Below are 17,195 nucleotides of genomic sequence, written 5' to 3'. Positions count from 1 at the left end.
CAACTATATCGTCGTTGATACAACTAAAGCCCAGAAAAAATCTGGGCTTTAGTGCGCGAGGAGGGACTTGAACCCTCACGCCGTAAGGCACAGGAACCTAAATCCTGCGTGTCTGCCAATTTCACCACTCGCGCTTGTCGAATATGAAAAACAACGTTTTGAATATTACAACAGTTTGCGCGTTGATGCTAATCGGCGCGATGAGTTTAGCTATCGATGCCCAAATCTCGGCGGAGTTTGGCAACATGTCCAGTTGCGCGAACGTTGTATTGAGCAAGCGTTACTTTGCCTTCTTCATCGAGCACAATAGTTGAGCGGATGAGACCAACGTAGGTTTTGCCGTAGTTCTTTTTCTCTCCCCAAGCGCCATATGCTTCAGCTACTGTATGGTCTGCATCAGATAACAGTGGGAAGTTGAGAGATTCTTTATCTTCGAACTTCTGGATTGCTTGCTGGGCATCGGGAGAGATGCCGATGACTGAATAGCCTTCCGCAGTGAGTGATGAGAGATTGTCGCGGAAATCGCAGGCTTGTTTGGTGCATCCCGGGGTGGATGCCTTGGGGTAGAAATAAACGATAGTTTTCTTTCCACGAAAATCGCTGAGCGTGATCGTCTCGTCGGCTGAATTTTGGAGTGAAAAATCTGGCGCTACATCGCCAACAGAGAGTTTATGAGACACGTTGCTTGTACCTTTCTTTGGTGACAAAGTTAGACAATCAAACTAATATCACCGCTTATTATCGGCTTTTTGGCCCAACAATGCTACATCGATGGTAAGGGCTACCTATTTTATAAGTTGAGAGCCTCTAAAAACACTTATAATAGCTGTATGCCTGATATTGGTAAGTGGTCTATTAATCGTTTATTGTCAACCGCCGCTCGAATGCTTGAACATAGCTGGAACGCTCAGCTCAAGGATTTAGGGCTTACTCACGCGGGTGTAACCGCACTCGGTGTGATTTCTCAAAATGGTGAGATTTCGCAGGTTAAGGTTGCTCAGATTGTCGGTGTTCAAGCGCAGACAATGGGTAAAACCTTGGCTCGTCTGGAGTCTCACGGTCATATTGCTCGCATCCGCAGTTCAGCGGATCGTCGTAGTTATTTGCTAACTATTACGGATGCTGGTGAGGATGCTTTGATGCATGCTCAGCAGGTCGATGAGACTTTGTCGCAGCTTGGTCAGCTGGCTAACCCCCAGTTCCATGAAATGCTTATTGATGTAATTCATGAACTGTCTACCCATGAGGGTGGTAAGGAGATCTTCCATTCAGCAGTGGAAGGCAACATGGTTCCCAGCCCTGAAAAAGTTAATACTGTTGAGGTCGATGAAGAAATTGACCAGTCTAAGCCGCTGACGGCTGTTATTGAGGTTCTCTCCCCGGAGGACTCTCGAGAAAATTAATCCCCATGTCTCCCCGGGTGCATCGCCAAGCGTGATGCACCCTTTATCTTTACCCAAAAAATTACGCTGAAAGTGTGCTTGGTTACAAAGGGCGGTTTCGATTTGCATACCCATTTGAGACCCTCTATAGTTATACATGTCTTCACGGCGAACATGAAATGTTTGAAGCGATAGATATGCACCTCTAGCTCAATTGGCAGAGCAATTGACTCTTAATCAATGGGTTGTGGGTTCAAGTCCCACGGGGTGTACAAGCTAAAGGCTGGTTCTCATTGAGAGCCAGCCTTTTTTATTTATCTCGGGTCCGATGCTGAGGCTGTGGGGTTTTCTCTCGAGTTATCTACAGTCTTGTCGGTTCCTTGCCTTTGTTGCTTTTTGCGCAGGGTTATATTTCAGGCAAGGGGAGAGCCTGAAGGTCGGCAAAATTGTGAATAGCGTTACAAATAGCTGTTTTGGCTTGCATGCTGCTTTAGATGTGCGTATAGTATTTATTCGTTGCTTCAGGAAGTAACTAAGCACCTCTAGCTCAATTGGCAGAGCAATTGACTCTTAATCAATGGGTTGTGGGTTCAAGTCCCACGGGGTGTACATACAAGAAAAGGTCGGTTTCAGATGAAACCGACCTTTTTGTTTTAACTCTTAATCCCGGTAGAAGATTTAAGGGCAGGGTCTATCGTGGCGCTATGCGACTTCTTCTAATAGGTGGGAGTTATTGATGAAATTGAAAAAATCGTCGAGGTCGAAGCTCTGATCAAGTTGTCCCTGGCCGTGGTCACTCTTGAAGGTGTGAACGGGGATAAAGCTTAAGTCAAAGACACTGCCGTTAGTGAGTGAAATTTTGAGCTGCGTAGCATCAACAGTGCTCATCGAGGCAATAGTGGTGTTATCTATTGAAGTAGGAGCACCACCGCTTGTGATTTCGGGTGTCTGAATAGGGATAATGACCATTTCTCGAGGCATCTCGCGGTAGCCCACCAAAAAAAGCTCCTGATCGGCTGATTGGTGCTGAGCCACATCGGGATTTTGGTAAATGGCAGAACCTGTGGCAAGAACAAGGTTGTAGGCGCCGTAATTGATGATTTGTTCATCGAATACGGTGTGTAGCAGTGTAGCAATCTGATTGCTCTCTAAATGTTCCTTGTTCATGTGACCCAGTTTACCGAGCGAGGTTGAGAGTATCGACAGTATGAACTGATGTTTCTCTGTGGGAAGAGGCGCGCTCAATAATCAGAAACAAAGCTGGAAACTTGAGTCTGACGTCCTAAAATGAAATCTTGTAATGTGAGATAGCTTTGACAGTGTCCCACCGCACAGAGAATACTGGACAGCATGAAACAGCACCGTATTGAAGCCGTTGAAATTCTTCTAGTGATTGTGCCATAGGGCGCGCTACCTAGAACTATTTTTTGTGTTCACATGACGATGCGCCCTTCGCTTTACATTAGCGGAGGGTTTTTTTGTAAGTTTTGCACGTCAAACACACGGGTCGATTCGAGCAACTGTTCCTTATCAACGCACACCAGGAACAACAGGTTAGAAAATAAGGACGTGACATGACTACGGGAAACCCTATAACCCCCGCGGCAGTAGCCAATAAGACTGGCGACCGTCGTAGTCTTGATGCACAGCAGAAAACATCAACGACTGAGAGGATGACTGGCTCTCAAGCTATTGTGCGTTCTCTTGAAGAACTCGGCGTGACGACTGTCTTCGGTTTGCCAGGTGGAGCTATTTTGCCCACCTATGACCCGCTGCTGGACTCAACCGCTATTAACCACATCTTGGTGCGCCACGAGCAGGGAGCAGGGCACGCAGCTCAGGGCTACGCTATCTCTACGGGAGAGGTCGGCGTTTGCATCGCGACTTCTGGGCCCGGTGCGACTAATCTGTTGACTCCTTTGGCAGATGCCAACATGGATTCTGTGCCGATGGTTGCAATTACCGGTCAGGTTTCATCAAAGGTTATTGGTACCGATGCTTTCCAAGAGGCTGACATTGTTGGTATGACGATGCCAATTACCAAACATTCCTTCATGGTGCGTGATGCGCAAGAGATCCCGCGTTGCATCGCAACAGCCTTCCACATTGCTTCTACTGGCCGTCCCGGCCCCGTCCTTGTCGATATCACCAAGGACGCACAGCAGGGAATGATGGATTTTTCGTGGCCACCAACCACTGATGTACGCGGTTATCACCCCGTCACCCGCGGTCACTCAAAGCAAATCCGCGAGGCCGCAAAACTCATCGCTCAGGCAGAGCGTCCTGTGTTGTATGTGGGCGGTGGCATGGTACGTGCAGGAGCGGCTGATGAACTGCGCCAGCTGGCAGAGATTACCGGTGCCCCCGTTGTAACAACCCTCACCGCGCGCGGTACTTTCCCCGACTCACACCCGCAGAACCTGGGTATGCCGGGTATGCATGGAACTGTGCCTGCAGTGACGGCTATGCAGAAATCAGATCTGTTGGTGACTTTAGGCGCACGATTTGATGACCGGGTGACCGGCGTGGTCGATACCTTTGCACCAGATGCAAAGATTATTCACATTGACGTTGACCCCGCAGAAATCTCAAAGATCCGTTACGCTGATGTGCCTATCGTGGGCGATCTCAAATATGTTTTGCCCGAGCTCAATCAGATTCTCCGCACTGAATTTTCTGAGGGGTTGCAGGATCTTGAACCGTGGTGGAACAAGCTCAACAGCTGGATTAAGAATTTCCCGCTGGGTTATACCGCAACTCCCGATGGGCTGGGGCAGCCGCAACACGTGATCGAGCGTCTGAGCGCTTTGACCGGCCCGGATGCCTACTATGTAGCAGGCGTTGGCCAGCACCAGATGTGGTCTGCTCACTTTATCGAGCATGAAAAACCGCGTCACTGGATTAATTCAGCTGGTCTGGGCACCATGGGTTATTCCGTTCCTGCCGCGATGGGCGTCAAGGCTGCGCATCCCGAAGACGTTGTATGGGCAATCGATGGCGATGGTTGCTTCCAGATGACCAACCAGGAATTGGCGACCTGCGTGCAAAACAACATTCCCATCAAGGTTGCGATTATCAATAACTCATCATTGGGTATGGTGCGTCAGTGGCAGACTCTCTTCTACGATGGTCGCTACTCCAACACTCATCTGAATACCGGTCACGGTACCGCGCGCATCCCTGATTTTGTGAAGTTGGCAGAAGCCTATGGTGCTGTTGCTCTGCGTTGCGAAAATGACGACGACGTTGATGACGTCATCAAGCAGGCTCTGGAGATCAACGATCGCGTGGTTGTTATTGACTTCACCGTGAGCCCTGATTCCATGGTGTGGCCGATGGTGCCGGCAGGTATTTCCAACGACCTCATCCAAATCGCTAAAGACACTTCACCCGATTTCGACCGAGAGGACTAAGGCCGATGAGCAGTCATACACTCTCCGTATTAGTAGAAGACAAGCCGGGTGTGCTCGCACGCGTCTCAGGTCTTTTCGCCCGCCGTATGTTCAATATTGACTCACTGGCCGTGGGTCATACTGAAGTTCCAGGAATTTCGCGTATTACTGTAGTGGTCGATGCCGATGGAATCTTGCTGGAACAGGTTACAAAGCAGCTCAATAAGCTGGTGCATGTTCTAAAGATTGTTGAACTTCCTCAAGAATCCTCCGTTCAGCGTGATCACATCATGATTAAGGTTCGCGCGGACGCGGCAACTCGACTTCAGGTTACCCAGGCAGCTGACTTGTTCCGCGCAGCGGTGGTTGACGTGTCTACTGAATCCGTTGTCATTGAGGCAACTGGTTCGGCTGAGAAGCTGAATGCTTTCTTGGATGTTCTTGAGCCGTTTGGTGTGCGTGAAATTGTACGTGCGGGAACCATCGGACTGGGACGCGGACCGCGTTCGATGAGCGAGAAGACCCTTCGAAACTAAAAATATTTCACGATGTGACTACAAAAAGTTCAAAATATAAGACGAGTATTTATAAAAACGCGTAAACATCGTGAACCTAATACCATTAGAAACAGGTAGCACATACCCGTTCGATCTATTTCAAGGAGATCATTTTCATGGCAGCAAAGATTTTCTATAACGACGACGCTGATTTGGCGAACATCTCAGAGCGTTCCGTTGCAATCATCGGTTACGGCTCACAGGGTCACGCGCATGCGCTCAACCTGCGCGACTCAGGCGTCGACGTTCGCATCGGCTTGGCTGAAGGCTCAAAGTCACGCGCAAAGGCAGAAGCTGAAGGCCTGCGTGTACTTTCAGTAGCTGATGCAGTTGAGGAAGCTGATCTGATTATGATCCTGGTTCCGGATCAGGTTCAGGCTGAGGTTTACAAGAACGAGATCGCTCCTCACCTCAACGAAGGCGATGCTCTTTTCTTCGCGCACGGCTTCAACATCCGTTTCGGCTTCATTGAAGCTCCCGCAGGCGTAGACGTGGCAATGGTTGCACCCAAGGGTCCCGGTCACACCGTGCGCCGTGAATTTGAGGCTGGACGCGGCGTCCCCGCCATCGTTGCTGTAGAAAAGAACGAGTCAGGTAAGGCTCTCGAGCTGGCACTGGCATACGCTAAGGGCTTGGGCGCAACTCGTGCAGGCGCTATCGAGACTACCTTCACCGAAGAAACTGAAACCGACCTGTTCGGCGAGCAGGCAGTTCTTTGCGGCGGTACCTCACAGCTGGTTCAGTACGGTTTTGAGGTTCTCACCGAAGCTGGCTACCAGCCCGAAATCGCATACTTTGAGGTACTGCACGAACTCAAGCTGATTGTTGACCTGATGATTGAAGGCGGCATTGCTAAGCAGCGTTGGTCAATCTCCGACACCGCTGAATACGGCGATTACGTTTCAGGACCCCGTGTAATCTCACCCGAGGTCAAGGAAAACATGAAGGCTGTTCTGTCAGATATTCAGGACGGTACCTTCGCAAAGCGCTTTATGGAAGATCAGGCTGCAGGTGCACCTGAATTCAAGGAACTGCGTTCAAAAGGTGAATCACACCCCATCGAAACCACCGGTCGCGAACTTCGCAAGCTCTTTTCATGGAACAAGGTAAGCGACGACTACACTGAAGGTAGCGTAGCTCGCTAAACTCAGCGACAGCGTAATTTTTAGTGGCAGCCGGTCATTTGAGCATTCAGATGACCGGCTGTCTGTATATAAAGCGCGTAATATCGTGTTAATGGTGTGCAGACACCACCACAATTTTCAGAGGGTGTGCATTGGCCGTAAATGGTGAACCGATGCAAAACCCACGGTCTATATCGTGAATGTGTGGTTGACGTTCGTGAGGTTGATTTTTATGAGATACCTGCTCGTCAACGCATCGTTTCGAACTTTTACAGAAGAATTCTTATAAGGAACACTCTCGTGACTGAAAAACCAGTAGTACTTCTTGCAGAACAGCTTTCACCGGCAACGGTGGATGCATTAGGACCCGATTTTGAGATTCGTCAGACCGACGGTTCTGACCGGGATCAGCTATTGACGGCAATCACTGATGTTGATGCTATCTTGGTGCGATCTGCCACGCAGGTTGATGCTGAGGCTATTGGCGCAGCATCCAAATTGAAGGTTATTGCTCGCGCAGGTGTGGGTTTGGATAACGTTGATATCAAAGCCGCTACCGTTGCGGGCGTCATGGTCGTCAATGCGCCAACCTCCAACATTATTTCGGCAGCGGAGCTCACTGTAGGTCATATTCTCGGGCTTGCTCGTAACATCTCGGCTGCAGATGCATCTATGAAAGCAGGGGAGTGGAAGCGCGCTGAATACTCTGGCACTGAACTGTACGAAAAGACAATCGGCATCATTGGTCTGGGACGAATTGGTGCTTTAGTAGCGGAGCGTTTGCGTGCATTTGGCACCGATATCATTGCTTATGACCCCTTTGTCACTTCGGTACGTGCCTCGCAGCTTGGCGCTCAGCTCGTTGATCTTGATGAGCTTCTTGAGCGCAGTGACTTCGTGACTATCCATATGCCGCGTACGCCTGACACCATGGGAATGCTCAACGCTGAATCATTCAAGAAGATGAAGAATACCGCGTGCGTAGTCAACGTTGCTCGTGGTGGTCTCATCGATGAGGCAGATCTTGATGTTGCTCTACGAGCGGGAGAAATCGCTGGTGCAGCTGTTGACGTTTTTGTGAAAGAACCTGCAAAAAATGTTCCCTTCGTGGGATTGAAAAATGTTGTTGCTACTCCTCACCTGGGCGCATCAACTACTGAGGCTCAAGAGAAGGCCGGCATCGCAGTTGCTCGCTCTGTTCGTCTGGCTCTAGAAGGCGACCTTGTGCCGGATGCGGTGAACATCGCGGGCGGATCTATCGATAAGGACGTTCGCCCTGGTGTTCCTTTGGCTGAAAAGCTCGGTCGCATTTTGACTGCGTTGAGCAAAGATGAAGCATTGACCCGTGTTGAAGTGAAGGTCGCTGGCGAAATTGCGACCAAGGACGTTACCTCGTTGAAGCTTTCTGCCTTGAAAGGCGTTTTCACGGATGTTGTCTCTGACAAGGTCTCGTACGTGAATGCCCCGGTTATTGCTGAACAGCGCGGCGTCAAAGTTGATCTTGAGACTACCGCCGAAACCGAGTACTTCAGAAACGAAACGATTGTCACCGGAACACTTTCCACCGGCGAAAATATCGTAGTGGGCGGCACCGTCACTGGGCCGAAACACATTCTGAAACTCACCAATATCAACGGCTACGACTTTGAAACTCCCATTACCGACTACATGCTGGTATTAGAGTACGAAGATCGCCCGGGAATGATTGCCGCGATGGGCACCTTGCTAGGTACCGCGTCCATCAACATTGCAGGAATGCAGGTATCGCGCGACGAAAATACCAATCGCGCTGTCTCGGTTCTTGCTCTTGACTCAGCAGCCCCTGCAGAAGTCATTGAATCAATCAAGAAGGTAGTGAGCGCTTCCCGCGCCGCCCATATCAACCTCGCTGACTAGCAAGAGATAGGCGGCTGAATTTCTCACGGAGTTCAGCCGCTCTTTTTGTATTCACAAATTCAATGAACCATACAAGACACGGTAAAGTTAGAACTATGACTTCACAGCCGTACTACATCACCACCGCAATTGCTTACCCCAACGGTGACCCTCACATCGGTCACGCTTATGAACACATTGCAACGGACGTCATGGCGCGATTTAAGCGTCTTGACGGATACGACGTTCGCTTTCTGACCGGTACCGATGAGCACGGCCAGAAAATGCAGACCACCGCTCAGAAGCTGGGCATGAGCGCTAAAGAACTAGCAGATCAGAACGCTGCGAGGTTCAAAGCAATGGACGATGCCCTCGAGATTTCCTATGACCGCTACATTCGTACCACAGACGCAGACCACTACACCGCGTCACAAGAGATGTGGAAGCGTATGGAAGAAGCCGGCGATATCTACCTCGATAAGTACGAAGGCTGGTACTCAGTACGCGATGAGGCCTTCTACGCTGAAGACGAGACCGAGGTACGCGACGGTATTCGTTATTCCGTCACTACCGGCACCGAGGTGGAATGGACCGAAGAAGAATCTTACTTCTTCCGCCTCTCCAAGTACGCTGATCGTTTGAAAGAACTGTACGCCACCGAAGGGCTCATCTACCCCGAGTCACGCCGTAACGAGCTTGCCGGATTTATGAAAGACGGACTCAACGATCTTTCAATTTCCCGCACCAGCTTTGACTGGGGCGTACCTGTGCCCGGCAACGACAAGCACGTGATGTACGTGTGGGTGGACGCGCTCACCAACTACCTCACCGGCATCGGGTTCCCCGATACTGACGGTGAAATGTTCACTAAATACTGGCCAGCGAACTACCACGTCATTGGTAAGGACATTTCACGCTTCCACGCTATTTACTGGCCCGCTTTCTTGTGGTCAGCAGGACTAGAACTACCCAGGCGCGTCTTTGCCCACGGCTTCTTGCTAGTTGATGGCGAAAAAATGTCGAAGTCAGTGGGTAACGTCGTTGACCCCTCTGACTTGGTCTCCACCTTCGGTCTGGACCCGTTGCGTTTCTTCCTGCTTCGCGAAGTGACTTTTGGTCAAGACGGATCCTACTCGGCAGAAGCAATCAAAAACCGCATCAACTCAGATCTCGCTAACGATCTTGGTAATCTGGCGCAGCGCTCGCTCTCAATGGTTGCTAAAAACTGTGAGGGCAAGGTTCCCGAGTTTGGTGAGTTCACTGCTGAAGACCGCGCCATGCTCGATGCAGCGTACAGCTTGTATGAGCCCGTGCGAGCAGATTTCGATGAGCTTGCTTTCCACAAGGCTTTAGAGCGCATCTGGCATGTGGTCGCTGATGCTAACCGCTATTTCACTGCTCAAGAACCGTGGAAACTTCGCAAGACCGATGAAAATCGCATGAAGACCGTTCTGTACGTAACGGCTGAGGTGATTCGTGTGGTTGCTACACTCGTGCAGCCGGTGATGCCCGGTTCGATGGCTAAAATGCTAGATCTGCTGGCCGTATCCCCGGATGCGCGTCAGTTCGCTCAGCTGAACAAGTCTCTTGTTCCCGGAACGGAGCTTCCTGCTCCTTCAGGCATCTTCCCGCGTTATGAAGAGCCTAAAAACTAAATAACCTTTAAAAACGGGTGGGGCTGGTCAACTATGTTGACCAGCCCCACCCGTTATGAAGTAGCTTATGCCCAACCTAGGTAGCTCACTCGGGCTGCCATCATCTGCGCTAGGACTAGGTAGCCCCAACCATTGAGGTGGAAAAAGTCATCAGCATAGAGCGAGCGGGGTACGTTACCGTCCTCGTAATCTTTACGGTCATCGGGGGAGTTCCAAACATCTGATCCCTGAAGATCGCCGTAGCGCAACCACGATTCTTGGGACTTTTCGCGTAACCAGTCCATGGTGTCTAGAAAACGATCACCGTAGGTCTCAGCTGCCCATGCGTTATATGCAGAAACCTGCTTGAGGTTTTCAGAGTCTTTAGCTTGTTTGCCCGCAGGGAAGTGCCCCATGACTAGCGTTGTTTTGGGAGCCATATCAAAGGCAGCTTTGGTGTCTTTTTTCAGCTGATCCAGTTGATTGAGATTATTTCTGCCGATTTGGATGATGTGGTTTGACGCCCGAGACATCATTTCTTGACGCGAATAAAATTCTGAGGCCGCACCAGCAGGCGCATATCGCTCTTCGCCATCAACGGAACGGGTGAAGTAATAGGCACCTTCTGATTCTTTGATTGCGGTGAGGGTTCCAGGAATGTCTTGCACGTAACCGGGGAAGATTGTGTTTTGGTTCCAGGTTGAAGTGGTTGAAGAGTCGAGCGTGACCTTCACTGTTCCTGAAGCCGGAATTTTGTTATCGGGAAAAGCTAAGCGGTAGCGGGCATCGCCAACACCGCGACGAGCCAAGATATTAGACGAGGTCTCACCGCCGCGTCCGAAATTGAAAATATCGATCCCTAAAAGGGTCTTGAGTGAAGTTTCAAGTTTTGCATCGAGTCCCGCGGGCACACCTTGGGTTACATGGGCGTTTTCGATGGTGGAGCTTCCCCACAGCGCTAGCGAGAAACCCCGAGGGCTGGGGTATTTAAAAGTGGGTGTTTCTACGGCGGCTTCGGTCGCTGTAGCCACGGTAGTTGTAGCTGCTGCCATGCCGACACCGGTGGCCAGAGCACCGAACATGAGGGAGCGGCGAGAAGGGGAAAAAGTTGTCTCAGTTGCGTTTGAGGAGTGAGGCATAAACCAGCTTTGTCTCTTGTGGGGTGTGAGATAGTCGAATTTCTAAACCAGTTATCTAGTGTAGTGTGTTAGGGCGTATCAGGTACGAGTTTTTTGGTTGGAGTTTTACGGTAAGAATGGTCACTTCTAAAAGTTCTTGGGCGGCTGTTGTAGCTATCGGCATTCTTGCAGTCTCGGGTTGTTCATCTGCACCCGAAAATCTAAATGATCTAGAAGCGGCTACAAAAACTAACCAGAAACATATCGACAAATTTAAGAGCTGGGTATTACCTTCTGAGGACGCTGAAAAGGCGCGCGCAAAATTCGCCCAGCGTTGCGTAGAAAAGCGCGGTGGCACCTATCTGCCTCAGATTCAACCGCATTCTATCGACCAAATTTTGGGTACGAACCTGACAGTAGATGACGCCGAAGATCACGGCTATCAGCTGGCTAAAGACGCTGATCGCACTCCTTTGGATAGCTCTGACAAGGCTGGCCAGAAAGCCTATTTCGGTGATGCGAAAAACGGCACCGCATCCGCCACTTTGCTTGAATATTCATCGGGTGATATCCCCACCGATGGGTGTATGGCCGAGAGCTTGAACTACATCTACGGAAGCGTAGAAGACGGTTTGAAAGCGGCCGAATTGGCGCCATCTTTCGTGCATTCTGTGCGAGATAAGGTGCTAGAAGATGATGAATACACCAAGCTTCAAGAAAAATGGTCGCAGTGTATGAACGATGCAGGATACCCGAACCTGACGGATACGAATAGTGCTGTAACCGCTGCCAACAATTTTCAGCTGGATGAGCAGAAAAGACAGGCGACTGCTGATGCTCAGTGTCGTGAGGATATAAGTTTCAACCAGTCGGTCAATGACTTGGCAGGTAAATATTATGAAAGCGCGTACAAACGAGTAAAGAATGTAGGTTCTGAGCTCGAGAGAATTCATGAGACCGCGTCGAAGAGAGTCGAAGAGGATAAAAACGATCCGAAGTCTTCAGCGCCTGTTGCGAGCCAACCCAGTGCGAGTAATTCATAAACCGATGCTCTTGTCGCACGAATAAACATCTCTATGCGGTGGATGCTGATGAAATAGCATCAACCGTTTCTGGTGAATGTGTTCATCATCTGGGACGCCGACGCTAAGTCTGGGTGAAACTCTGTGTGCAGTATTACGGTTTAAACATGAGTAAGACCCGTTCATTAAATTTAGCAGTAATTCCCGGCGACGGTATCGGCCCCGAAGTAGTGGCACAGGCACTTCGAGTGTTGCAGACCGTTGCGTCCTCATCTGATATTGACCTCGCGCAGCGTGAATACCCTCTGGGAGCTGACCACTGGCGTGCGACGGGGGAGACTCTCACCGAGGACACCATACACGCGCTTCGTCAGCACGATGCTATTTTGTTTGGCGCAGTAGGCGCTGATCCTCGTTCAACTGATATTCCATCCGGTCTAATCGAACGCGAAATGCTGTTGAAACTTCGGTTCTCATTCGACCACTACATTAACCTGCGCCCCTCCAAACTCTTGCCCGGGGCGACCTCACCGTTGAGCAACCCCGGTGAGATTGATTTTGTGGTGGTGCGTGAGGGCACTGAAGGCCCCTATGTAGGTAATGGCGGACGACTGCGTGCAGATACCGACCAAGAAATCGCAACTGAGGTGTCGCTGAACACCGCCCACGGCGTTGAGCGCCTAGTGCGATATGCCTTTGAACTGGCTCAAACGCGTCGTAAAAAGCTTACTTTAATTCACAAAACCAACGTTTTGGTGAATGCCGGAAAACTGTATTCACGCTACTTCAATGCGATTGCCGCAGAATACCCGGATGTCCAAACCGATTACCTGCACATTGACGCGGCAACTATCTTTATGACAACGGACCCCGCCCGATTTGATGTCATTGTAACCGATAACCTGTTCGGCGACATCATTACTGATCAGGCTGGTGCTATTACCGGCGGTATCGGATACGCCGCATCCGGAAATATCAATGCTTCGGGTGAGTTCCCCTCCATGTTTGAACCTGTTCACGGCTCTGCACCGGATATCGCGGGACAAAACATCGCTAACCCCACCGCAGCGATTTTGGCGGTTGCGCTACTGCTTAAGCACCGTGGTTTTGAGGCTGAAGGCGCGAAAATTGAGCAGGCCGTTGAAAAAGATCTCGCTCAGCACATTGGTGAAACTCGCAGCACCGATGCTACCGGTGACGACATCATTGCAGTTTTGACCGGTGAAAAATAGCGCTCAATACTTATTCATACTTTGGTTTTGACGTATCGGTAATCTGCTGACCACGAGTAGGGTGGTAGTAATACCAACGTTCAATTTGTTAGAAAAGGTAAGTCGTAATCATGACGGTTTCATTCCGAAAAGAACCCAATCCTAATCCCGCATCAAAAGAACAGCTAGAAGAAATCTTTGCGAACCCCGGTTTCGGTAACTTTTTCTCGGACCACATGGTCACTATTGACTGGAAGGGTACCTACGAAGACGGGGGAGAGTGGAAGAACGCGCGCGTCCACGCCTATGGGCCTCTTACTCTCGACCCTGCTGCGGCTGTCTTCCACTATGGACAAGAAATCTTCGAAGGTATTAAGGCCTACCGTCACAGCGACGGCTCAGTGTGGACCTTCCGCATCGAAGAAAACGCTAAGCGTCTGAACCGTTCAGCTGAGCGATTGGCATTACCCCAACTTCCTGAAGAAACCTTTATTGAAGCTGTCAAAGAACTCGTTAGCATCGATGAGCACTGGGTACCTTCAGGCGAGGGCGAGGCCTACTACATTCGTCCTTTCATGATTGCGACAGAAGCGTACTTGGGCGTGCGTCCTTCACACGAAGTGAGCTTCATGGTGATTGGCTCTCCCGTCGGTAACTACTTCGGTACCCCAAAGCCGGTAGATATTTGGCTGTCAGAAAATTACGCTCGTGCAGGCGTCGGTGGTACAGGTGCCGCAAAGTGCGGTGGCAACTATGCAGCATCCATGATTGCTCAGCTAGAAGGCGAAAAGCACGGGTGTCAGCAGGTCATCTTTAAGGATTCTAACCGCGAAGAAGCTATCGAAGAGCTCGGTGGCATGAACGTTTTCTTTGTCTACGGCAAAGAAAACAAAATCGTTACCCCCGAATTGACCGGCACCATTCTTGAAGGCGTTACCCGTAAGTCAATTCTGCAACTCGCCAAAGATCGCGGTATGAGCGTTGAAGAGCGAGCTATTACTCTGACGCAGTGGCGCGAAGGCGTGGCAACTGGCGATATCACCGAAGTGTTTGCGTGCGGTACCGCTGCTGTTATTCAGCCCATTGGTAAGCTCAAGTCGGCTGAATTTGAGATTCCTAATGCTGCCGGCGACGGTGAAAACGGTGAGGTTACCATGGCAATCCGTGATGAGCTGGTTGGCATTCAAACCGGTGCTGTTGAAGATCGTCACGGCTGGTTGACCAAACTGGTCTAATCTTTAAACGCAAGGGGCTGCGGAGAATCATCTCTGCAGCCCCTTTTTGGTGTGAACTTTGCCCGAAAACAGTGAAAACAAGCTCATCAATGGTGGGGTTGGCTGAACTTTAGGTAGCCTAGAGAGTATGCGTATTGCTCGATTTACTGTAGATAATGAACTCTACTTCGGTGTTGTAGAAGGGGAGCAGGGTGAAGAAACTCTCACTGCTCTTTCCGGTGATCCTTTTTACGGTGGCGTCCAGCCTACCGATAAGAAGTTTTCGATTGAAGATGTGCGTCTTTTATCGCCGATTATTCCTCGTTCCAAGGTGATTGGTGCTGCTCGTAACTGGCACGATCATGCATCAGAACTGGGCAACGAAACACCCACGTCACCCCAGTTTTTCCTGAAGCCAAACACCGCAGTCGTTGGGCCTAACGATCCCGTGACTTTGCCGGAATGGTCTGAGGACATTTCTTACGAGGGCGAGCTCGCCGTCGTGATTGGCCGCATTGCAAAGTCGGTACCGGTCGAGCGAGTTCCCGAAATCATTTTCGGTTACACCGTTGCCAACGACCTCACTGCCCGCGATGCCCAGAAGTCAGACCTTCAGTGGACGCGTGCTAAAGGGTTTGATGGCGCCTGCCCGCTGGGTCCGTGGATCCAAACGGAGTTGCAGACCGATGATCTTTCTATTCAGACCTGGGTAGATGGCGATTTGAAGCAAGACGGTACTACCGCAGATATGGTTTTCTCCGTTGCAGAAGTCGTAGCTGCCGCATCTGAGATGTTCACACTTTTGCCCGGTGACGTTATTCTTACCGGCACCCCCGCTGGTGTAGGACGCGTGGATGAAGGCTCCGAAGTCGAAATTGAAGTTGAGGGCATTGGTGCTCTCGTCAATACCTTCCGTCGCTAATTTTTTTGTAAACCTCTAAACGTAGAGAGAAACACAACATTACAATGACTGATTATTCACTGAAGTTGAATGACCCCAGCGAGACTCGCGTGCGTTTTTGCCCGTCACCGACTGGCACCCCGCACGTGGGTATGATTCGCACCGCCCTCTTTAACTGGGCTTATGCTAAGCACACCGGCGGCAAGTTGGTTTTCCGTATCGAAGATACCGATGCGGCGCGTGACTCAGAAGAGTCCTTCAACCAGGTGCTAGACTCACTGCACTGGTTGGGTATTTACTGGGATGAAGGCGTTGGCGTGGGTGGCCCTCATGAGCCTTACCGTCAGTCGCAACGTGGCGATATCTACCAGGACGTCATTCAGAAGTTGGTAGATGGCGGCTATGTGTATGAGGATTTTTCAACTCCGGCCGAGGTCGAAGAACGTCATAAAGCGAAGGGCGAAGACCCCAAGCTGGGCTACGATAACTTTGACCGCGATCTGACCGAGGAGCAGAAGGCCGCTTACCGTGCTGAGGGACGCGAGCCCGTGTTGCGCTTGCGCATGCCTGATGAAGACATCACCTTCACCGACCTGGTGCGCGGTGAAATCACCTTCAAGGCTGGCTCTACCCCCGACTTCGTCGTCGTTCGTGCCAATGGTAAGCCCCTCTATACCTTGGTTAACCCCGTGGATGATGCGTTGATGGGCATCACCCATGTTCTGCGCGGCGAGGACCTACTCTCATCTACTCCGCGTCAGATTGCTCTCTACCGTGCCCTGATTGAGGTTGGCGTTGCCAAGTTCATCCCCGAGTTCGGTCACCTGCCCTACGTCATGGGTCAGGGTAATAAGAAGCTTTCTAAGCGTGATCCCGAGTCCAACCTCTTCCTTCTGCAGGAGCAGGGCTTTATTAAGGAAGGTTTGGACAACTACCTGGCATTGTTGGGCTGGTCGCTTTCACATGATCAGGACATCTTCACTCTTGATGAGATGGTTAAGCACTTTGATATCAAGGACGTTCTGGCAAACCCCGCGCGTTTTGATGTGAAGAAGGCAGAGGCAATCAACGGCACTCATGTGCGTATGCTTGAAGCAAATGATTTCCGTGACCGACTGGTGTGGTATCTGAACCGAGCTGGCATTGTTGAGGGCAACTCTTTTGAAGATCTGACTGAACGCGAGCAGAAGATCCTCACCGAAGGTGCACCGCTTGTGCAAGAACGCATGCAGCTTTTGGGCGAAGCTCCTGCTTTGCTGGGCTTCCTCTTCAAGAGCGATGACGAGATTGTTATTGCTGACGATGCACGTAAGCAGCTGAAAGAATCTGCACCTCAGGTTCTGCAGGCGGCTATCGATGTGCTTGAGCCGCTCGATGACTTTACTGCTGAGCCTATTCAGAATGCTCTGCGTGGGGCAATTGTTGATGGTCTTGAAATCAAGCCTCGACTAGCATTCGGTCCAATTCGAACCGCTATGTCCGGTGCGAAGGTTTCACCGCCTTTGTTCGAGTCGATGGAGATTTTGGGCAAGGAATCTTCGTTGAACCGCCTGCGTTCGCTGTTGAAGGACGTGCAGGGCTAAGCTAGAAGGCCTGGAAGCAGAGCGCTGAAAATCGGGGGAGTTCCGCTGCATCCACTGTGAGCGTTAAAACGCGAAAGTGGGTGGTGGTGACTCCTCCGATTTTTGTTATCTACATTAAGTTTATGAGTCAGTCGATGAATGCTCACCGGGGTGTATGTGTTGCTTGAGCCACTCTTGTTAGC

The 17,195-nt window shown here is 50.6% G+C and carries 14 protein-coding genes and 3 tRNA genes; 13 read left to right on the top strand and 4 right to left on the bottom strand.

All coding sequences use genetic code 11. The annotated features are described in order from the left end of the window. Positions 1-52: 52 nt before the first annotated feature. Together HF984_RS00250 and bcp are read right to left on the bottom strand one after the other, a co-directional pair. Positions 53-134, bottom strand: a tRNA-Leu gene (locus HF984_RS00250). A gap of 72 nt (positions 135-206) precedes the next feature. Then, positions 207-680, bottom strand: a complete 474-nt coding sequence (bcp, locus tag HF984_RS00245) for a thioredoxin-dependent thiol peroxidase (protein ID WP_168613675.1) — start codon at positions 678-680, stop codon at positions 207-209. A 150-nt stretch (positions 681-830) separates the two neighbouring features. Here bcp and HF984_RS00240 point away from each other — a divergent pair, with 150 nt between their 5' ends. The 3 genes from HF984_RS00240 to HF984_RS00230 all read left to right on the top strand — a co-directional run bounded on the left by HF984_RS00240 (position 831) and on the right by HF984_RS00230 (position 1,991). Beyond that, positions 831-1,403: a MarR family winged helix-turn-helix transcriptional regulator gene (locus tag HF984_RS00240; RefSeq protein ID WP_168613674.1), complete on the top strand. Its 573-nt coding sequence runs from the start codon at positions 831-833 to the stop codon at positions 1,401-1,403. A 178-nt stretch (positions 1,404-1,581) separates the two neighbouring features. Then, positions 1,582-1,654: transfer RNA gene (locus HF984_RS00235), tRNA-Lys, on the top strand. Positions 1,655-1,918: 264 nt separating this feature from the next. Further along, positions 1,919-1,991 (top strand) — tRNA-Lys (locus tag HF984_RS00230). A 93-nt stretch (positions 1,992-2,084) separates the two neighbouring features. Here HF984_RS00230 and HF984_RS00225 read toward each other — a convergent pair. Then, positions 2,085-2,549 (bottom strand): hypothetical protein, encoded by a 465-nt coding sequence (locus HF984_RS00225; protein WP_168613673.1) that lies wholly within the window; start codon positions 2,547-2,549, stop codon positions 2,085-2,087. Between the two features lie 407 nt (positions 2,550-2,956). Here HF984_RS00225 and HF984_RS00220 point away from each other — a divergent pair, with 407 nt between their 5' ends. The 5 genes from HF984_RS00220 (at position 2,957) to metG (ending at position 9,985) form a co-directional block, all read left to right on the top strand. Then, positions 2,957-4,795, top strand: a complete 1,839-nt coding sequence (locus HF984_RS00220) for an acetolactate synthase large subunit (RefSeq protein WP_168613672.1) — start codon at positions 2,957-2,959, stop codon at positions 4,793-4,795. Between the two features lie 5 nt (positions 4,796-4,800). Next, a complete protein-coding gene (ilvN, locus tag HF984_RS00215) occupies positions 4,801-5,310 on the top strand; it encodes an acetolactate synthase small subunit (RefSeq protein WP_168613671.1) in 510 nt (169 codons plus the stop codon). A gap of 137 nt (positions 5,311-5,447) precedes the next feature. After that, positions 5,448-6,476, top strand: a complete 1,029-nt coding sequence (ilvC, locus tag HF984_RS00210; RefSeq protein ID WP_168613670.1) for a ketol-acid reductoisomerase — start codon at positions 5,448-5,450, stop codon at positions 6,474-6,476. A gap of 279 nt (positions 6,477-6,755) precedes the next feature. Further along, positions 6,756-8,351 (top strand): phosphoglycerate dehydrogenase, encoded by a 1,596-nt coding sequence (gene serA / locus HF984_RS00205; protein WP_311241671.1) that lies wholly within the window; start codon positions 6,756-6,758, stop codon positions 8,349-8,351. Between the two features lie 95 nt (positions 8,352-8,446). Then, a complete protein-coding gene (gene metG / locus HF984_RS00200; protein WP_168613668.1) occupies positions 8,447-9,985 on the top strand; it encodes a methionine--tRNA ligase in 1,539 nt (512 codons plus the stop codon). Between the two features lie 65 nt (positions 9,986-10,050). Here metG and HF984_RS00195 read toward each other — a convergent pair whose 3' ends face one another. Beyond that, positions 10,051-11,103, bottom strand: coding sequence for a hypothetical protein (locus HF984_RS00195; RefSeq protein WP_168613667.1), 1,053 nt, complete (start codon positions 11,101-11,103; stop codon positions 10,051-10,053). A gap of 116 nt (positions 11,104-11,219) precedes the next feature. Between HF984_RS00195 and HF984_RS00190 the strand changes: the two genes are divergently transcribed. From HF984_RS00190 to gltX, 5 genes are all read left to right on the top strand, one after another. Continuing rightward, positions 11,220-12,125: a hypothetical protein gene (locus HF984_RS00190; protein WP_168613666.1), complete on the top strand. Its 906-nt coding sequence runs from the start codon at positions 11,220-11,222 to the stop codon at positions 12,123-12,125. A gap of 146 nt (positions 12,126-12,271) precedes the next feature. Further along, positions 12,272-13,336: a 3-isopropylmalate dehydrogenase gene (locus HF984_RS00185; RefSeq protein ID WP_168613665.1), complete on the top strand. Its 1,065-nt coding sequence runs from the start codon at positions 12,272-12,274 to the stop codon at positions 13,334-13,336. Between the two features lie 110 nt (positions 13,337-13,446). Beyond that, positions 13,447-14,550 (top strand): branched-chain amino acid aminotransferase, encoded by a 1,104-nt coding sequence (locus tag HF984_RS00180; RefSeq protein WP_168613664.1) that lies wholly within the window; start codon positions 13,447-13,449, stop codon positions 14,548-14,550. A 127-nt stretch (positions 14,551-14,677) separates the two neighbouring features. After that, entirely contained in the window at positions 14,678-15,451 is a 774-nt protein-coding gene (locus HF984_RS00175) for a fumarylacetoacetate hydrolase family protein (protein ID WP_168613663.1), read from the top strand. A 44-nt stretch (positions 15,452-15,495) separates the two neighbouring features. Beyond that, on the top strand, positions 15,496-17,013 hold the full coding sequence (gene gltX / locus HF984_RS00170) for a glutamate--tRNA ligase (RefSeq protein ID WP_168613662.1): 1,518 nt from the start codon (positions 15,496-15,498) through the stop codon (positions 17,011-17,013). Positions 17,014-17,195: the final 182 nt, after the last annotated feature.

Source organism: Rothia terrae (assembly GCF_012396615.1).
Lineage (GTDB): Bacteria > Actinomycetota > Actinomycetes > Actinomycetales > Micrococcaceae > Rothia > Rothia terrae.
The sequence above is the reverse complement of the archived record's forward strand: the minus strand, read 5'-3'. Positions and strand labels throughout refer to the sequence as shown.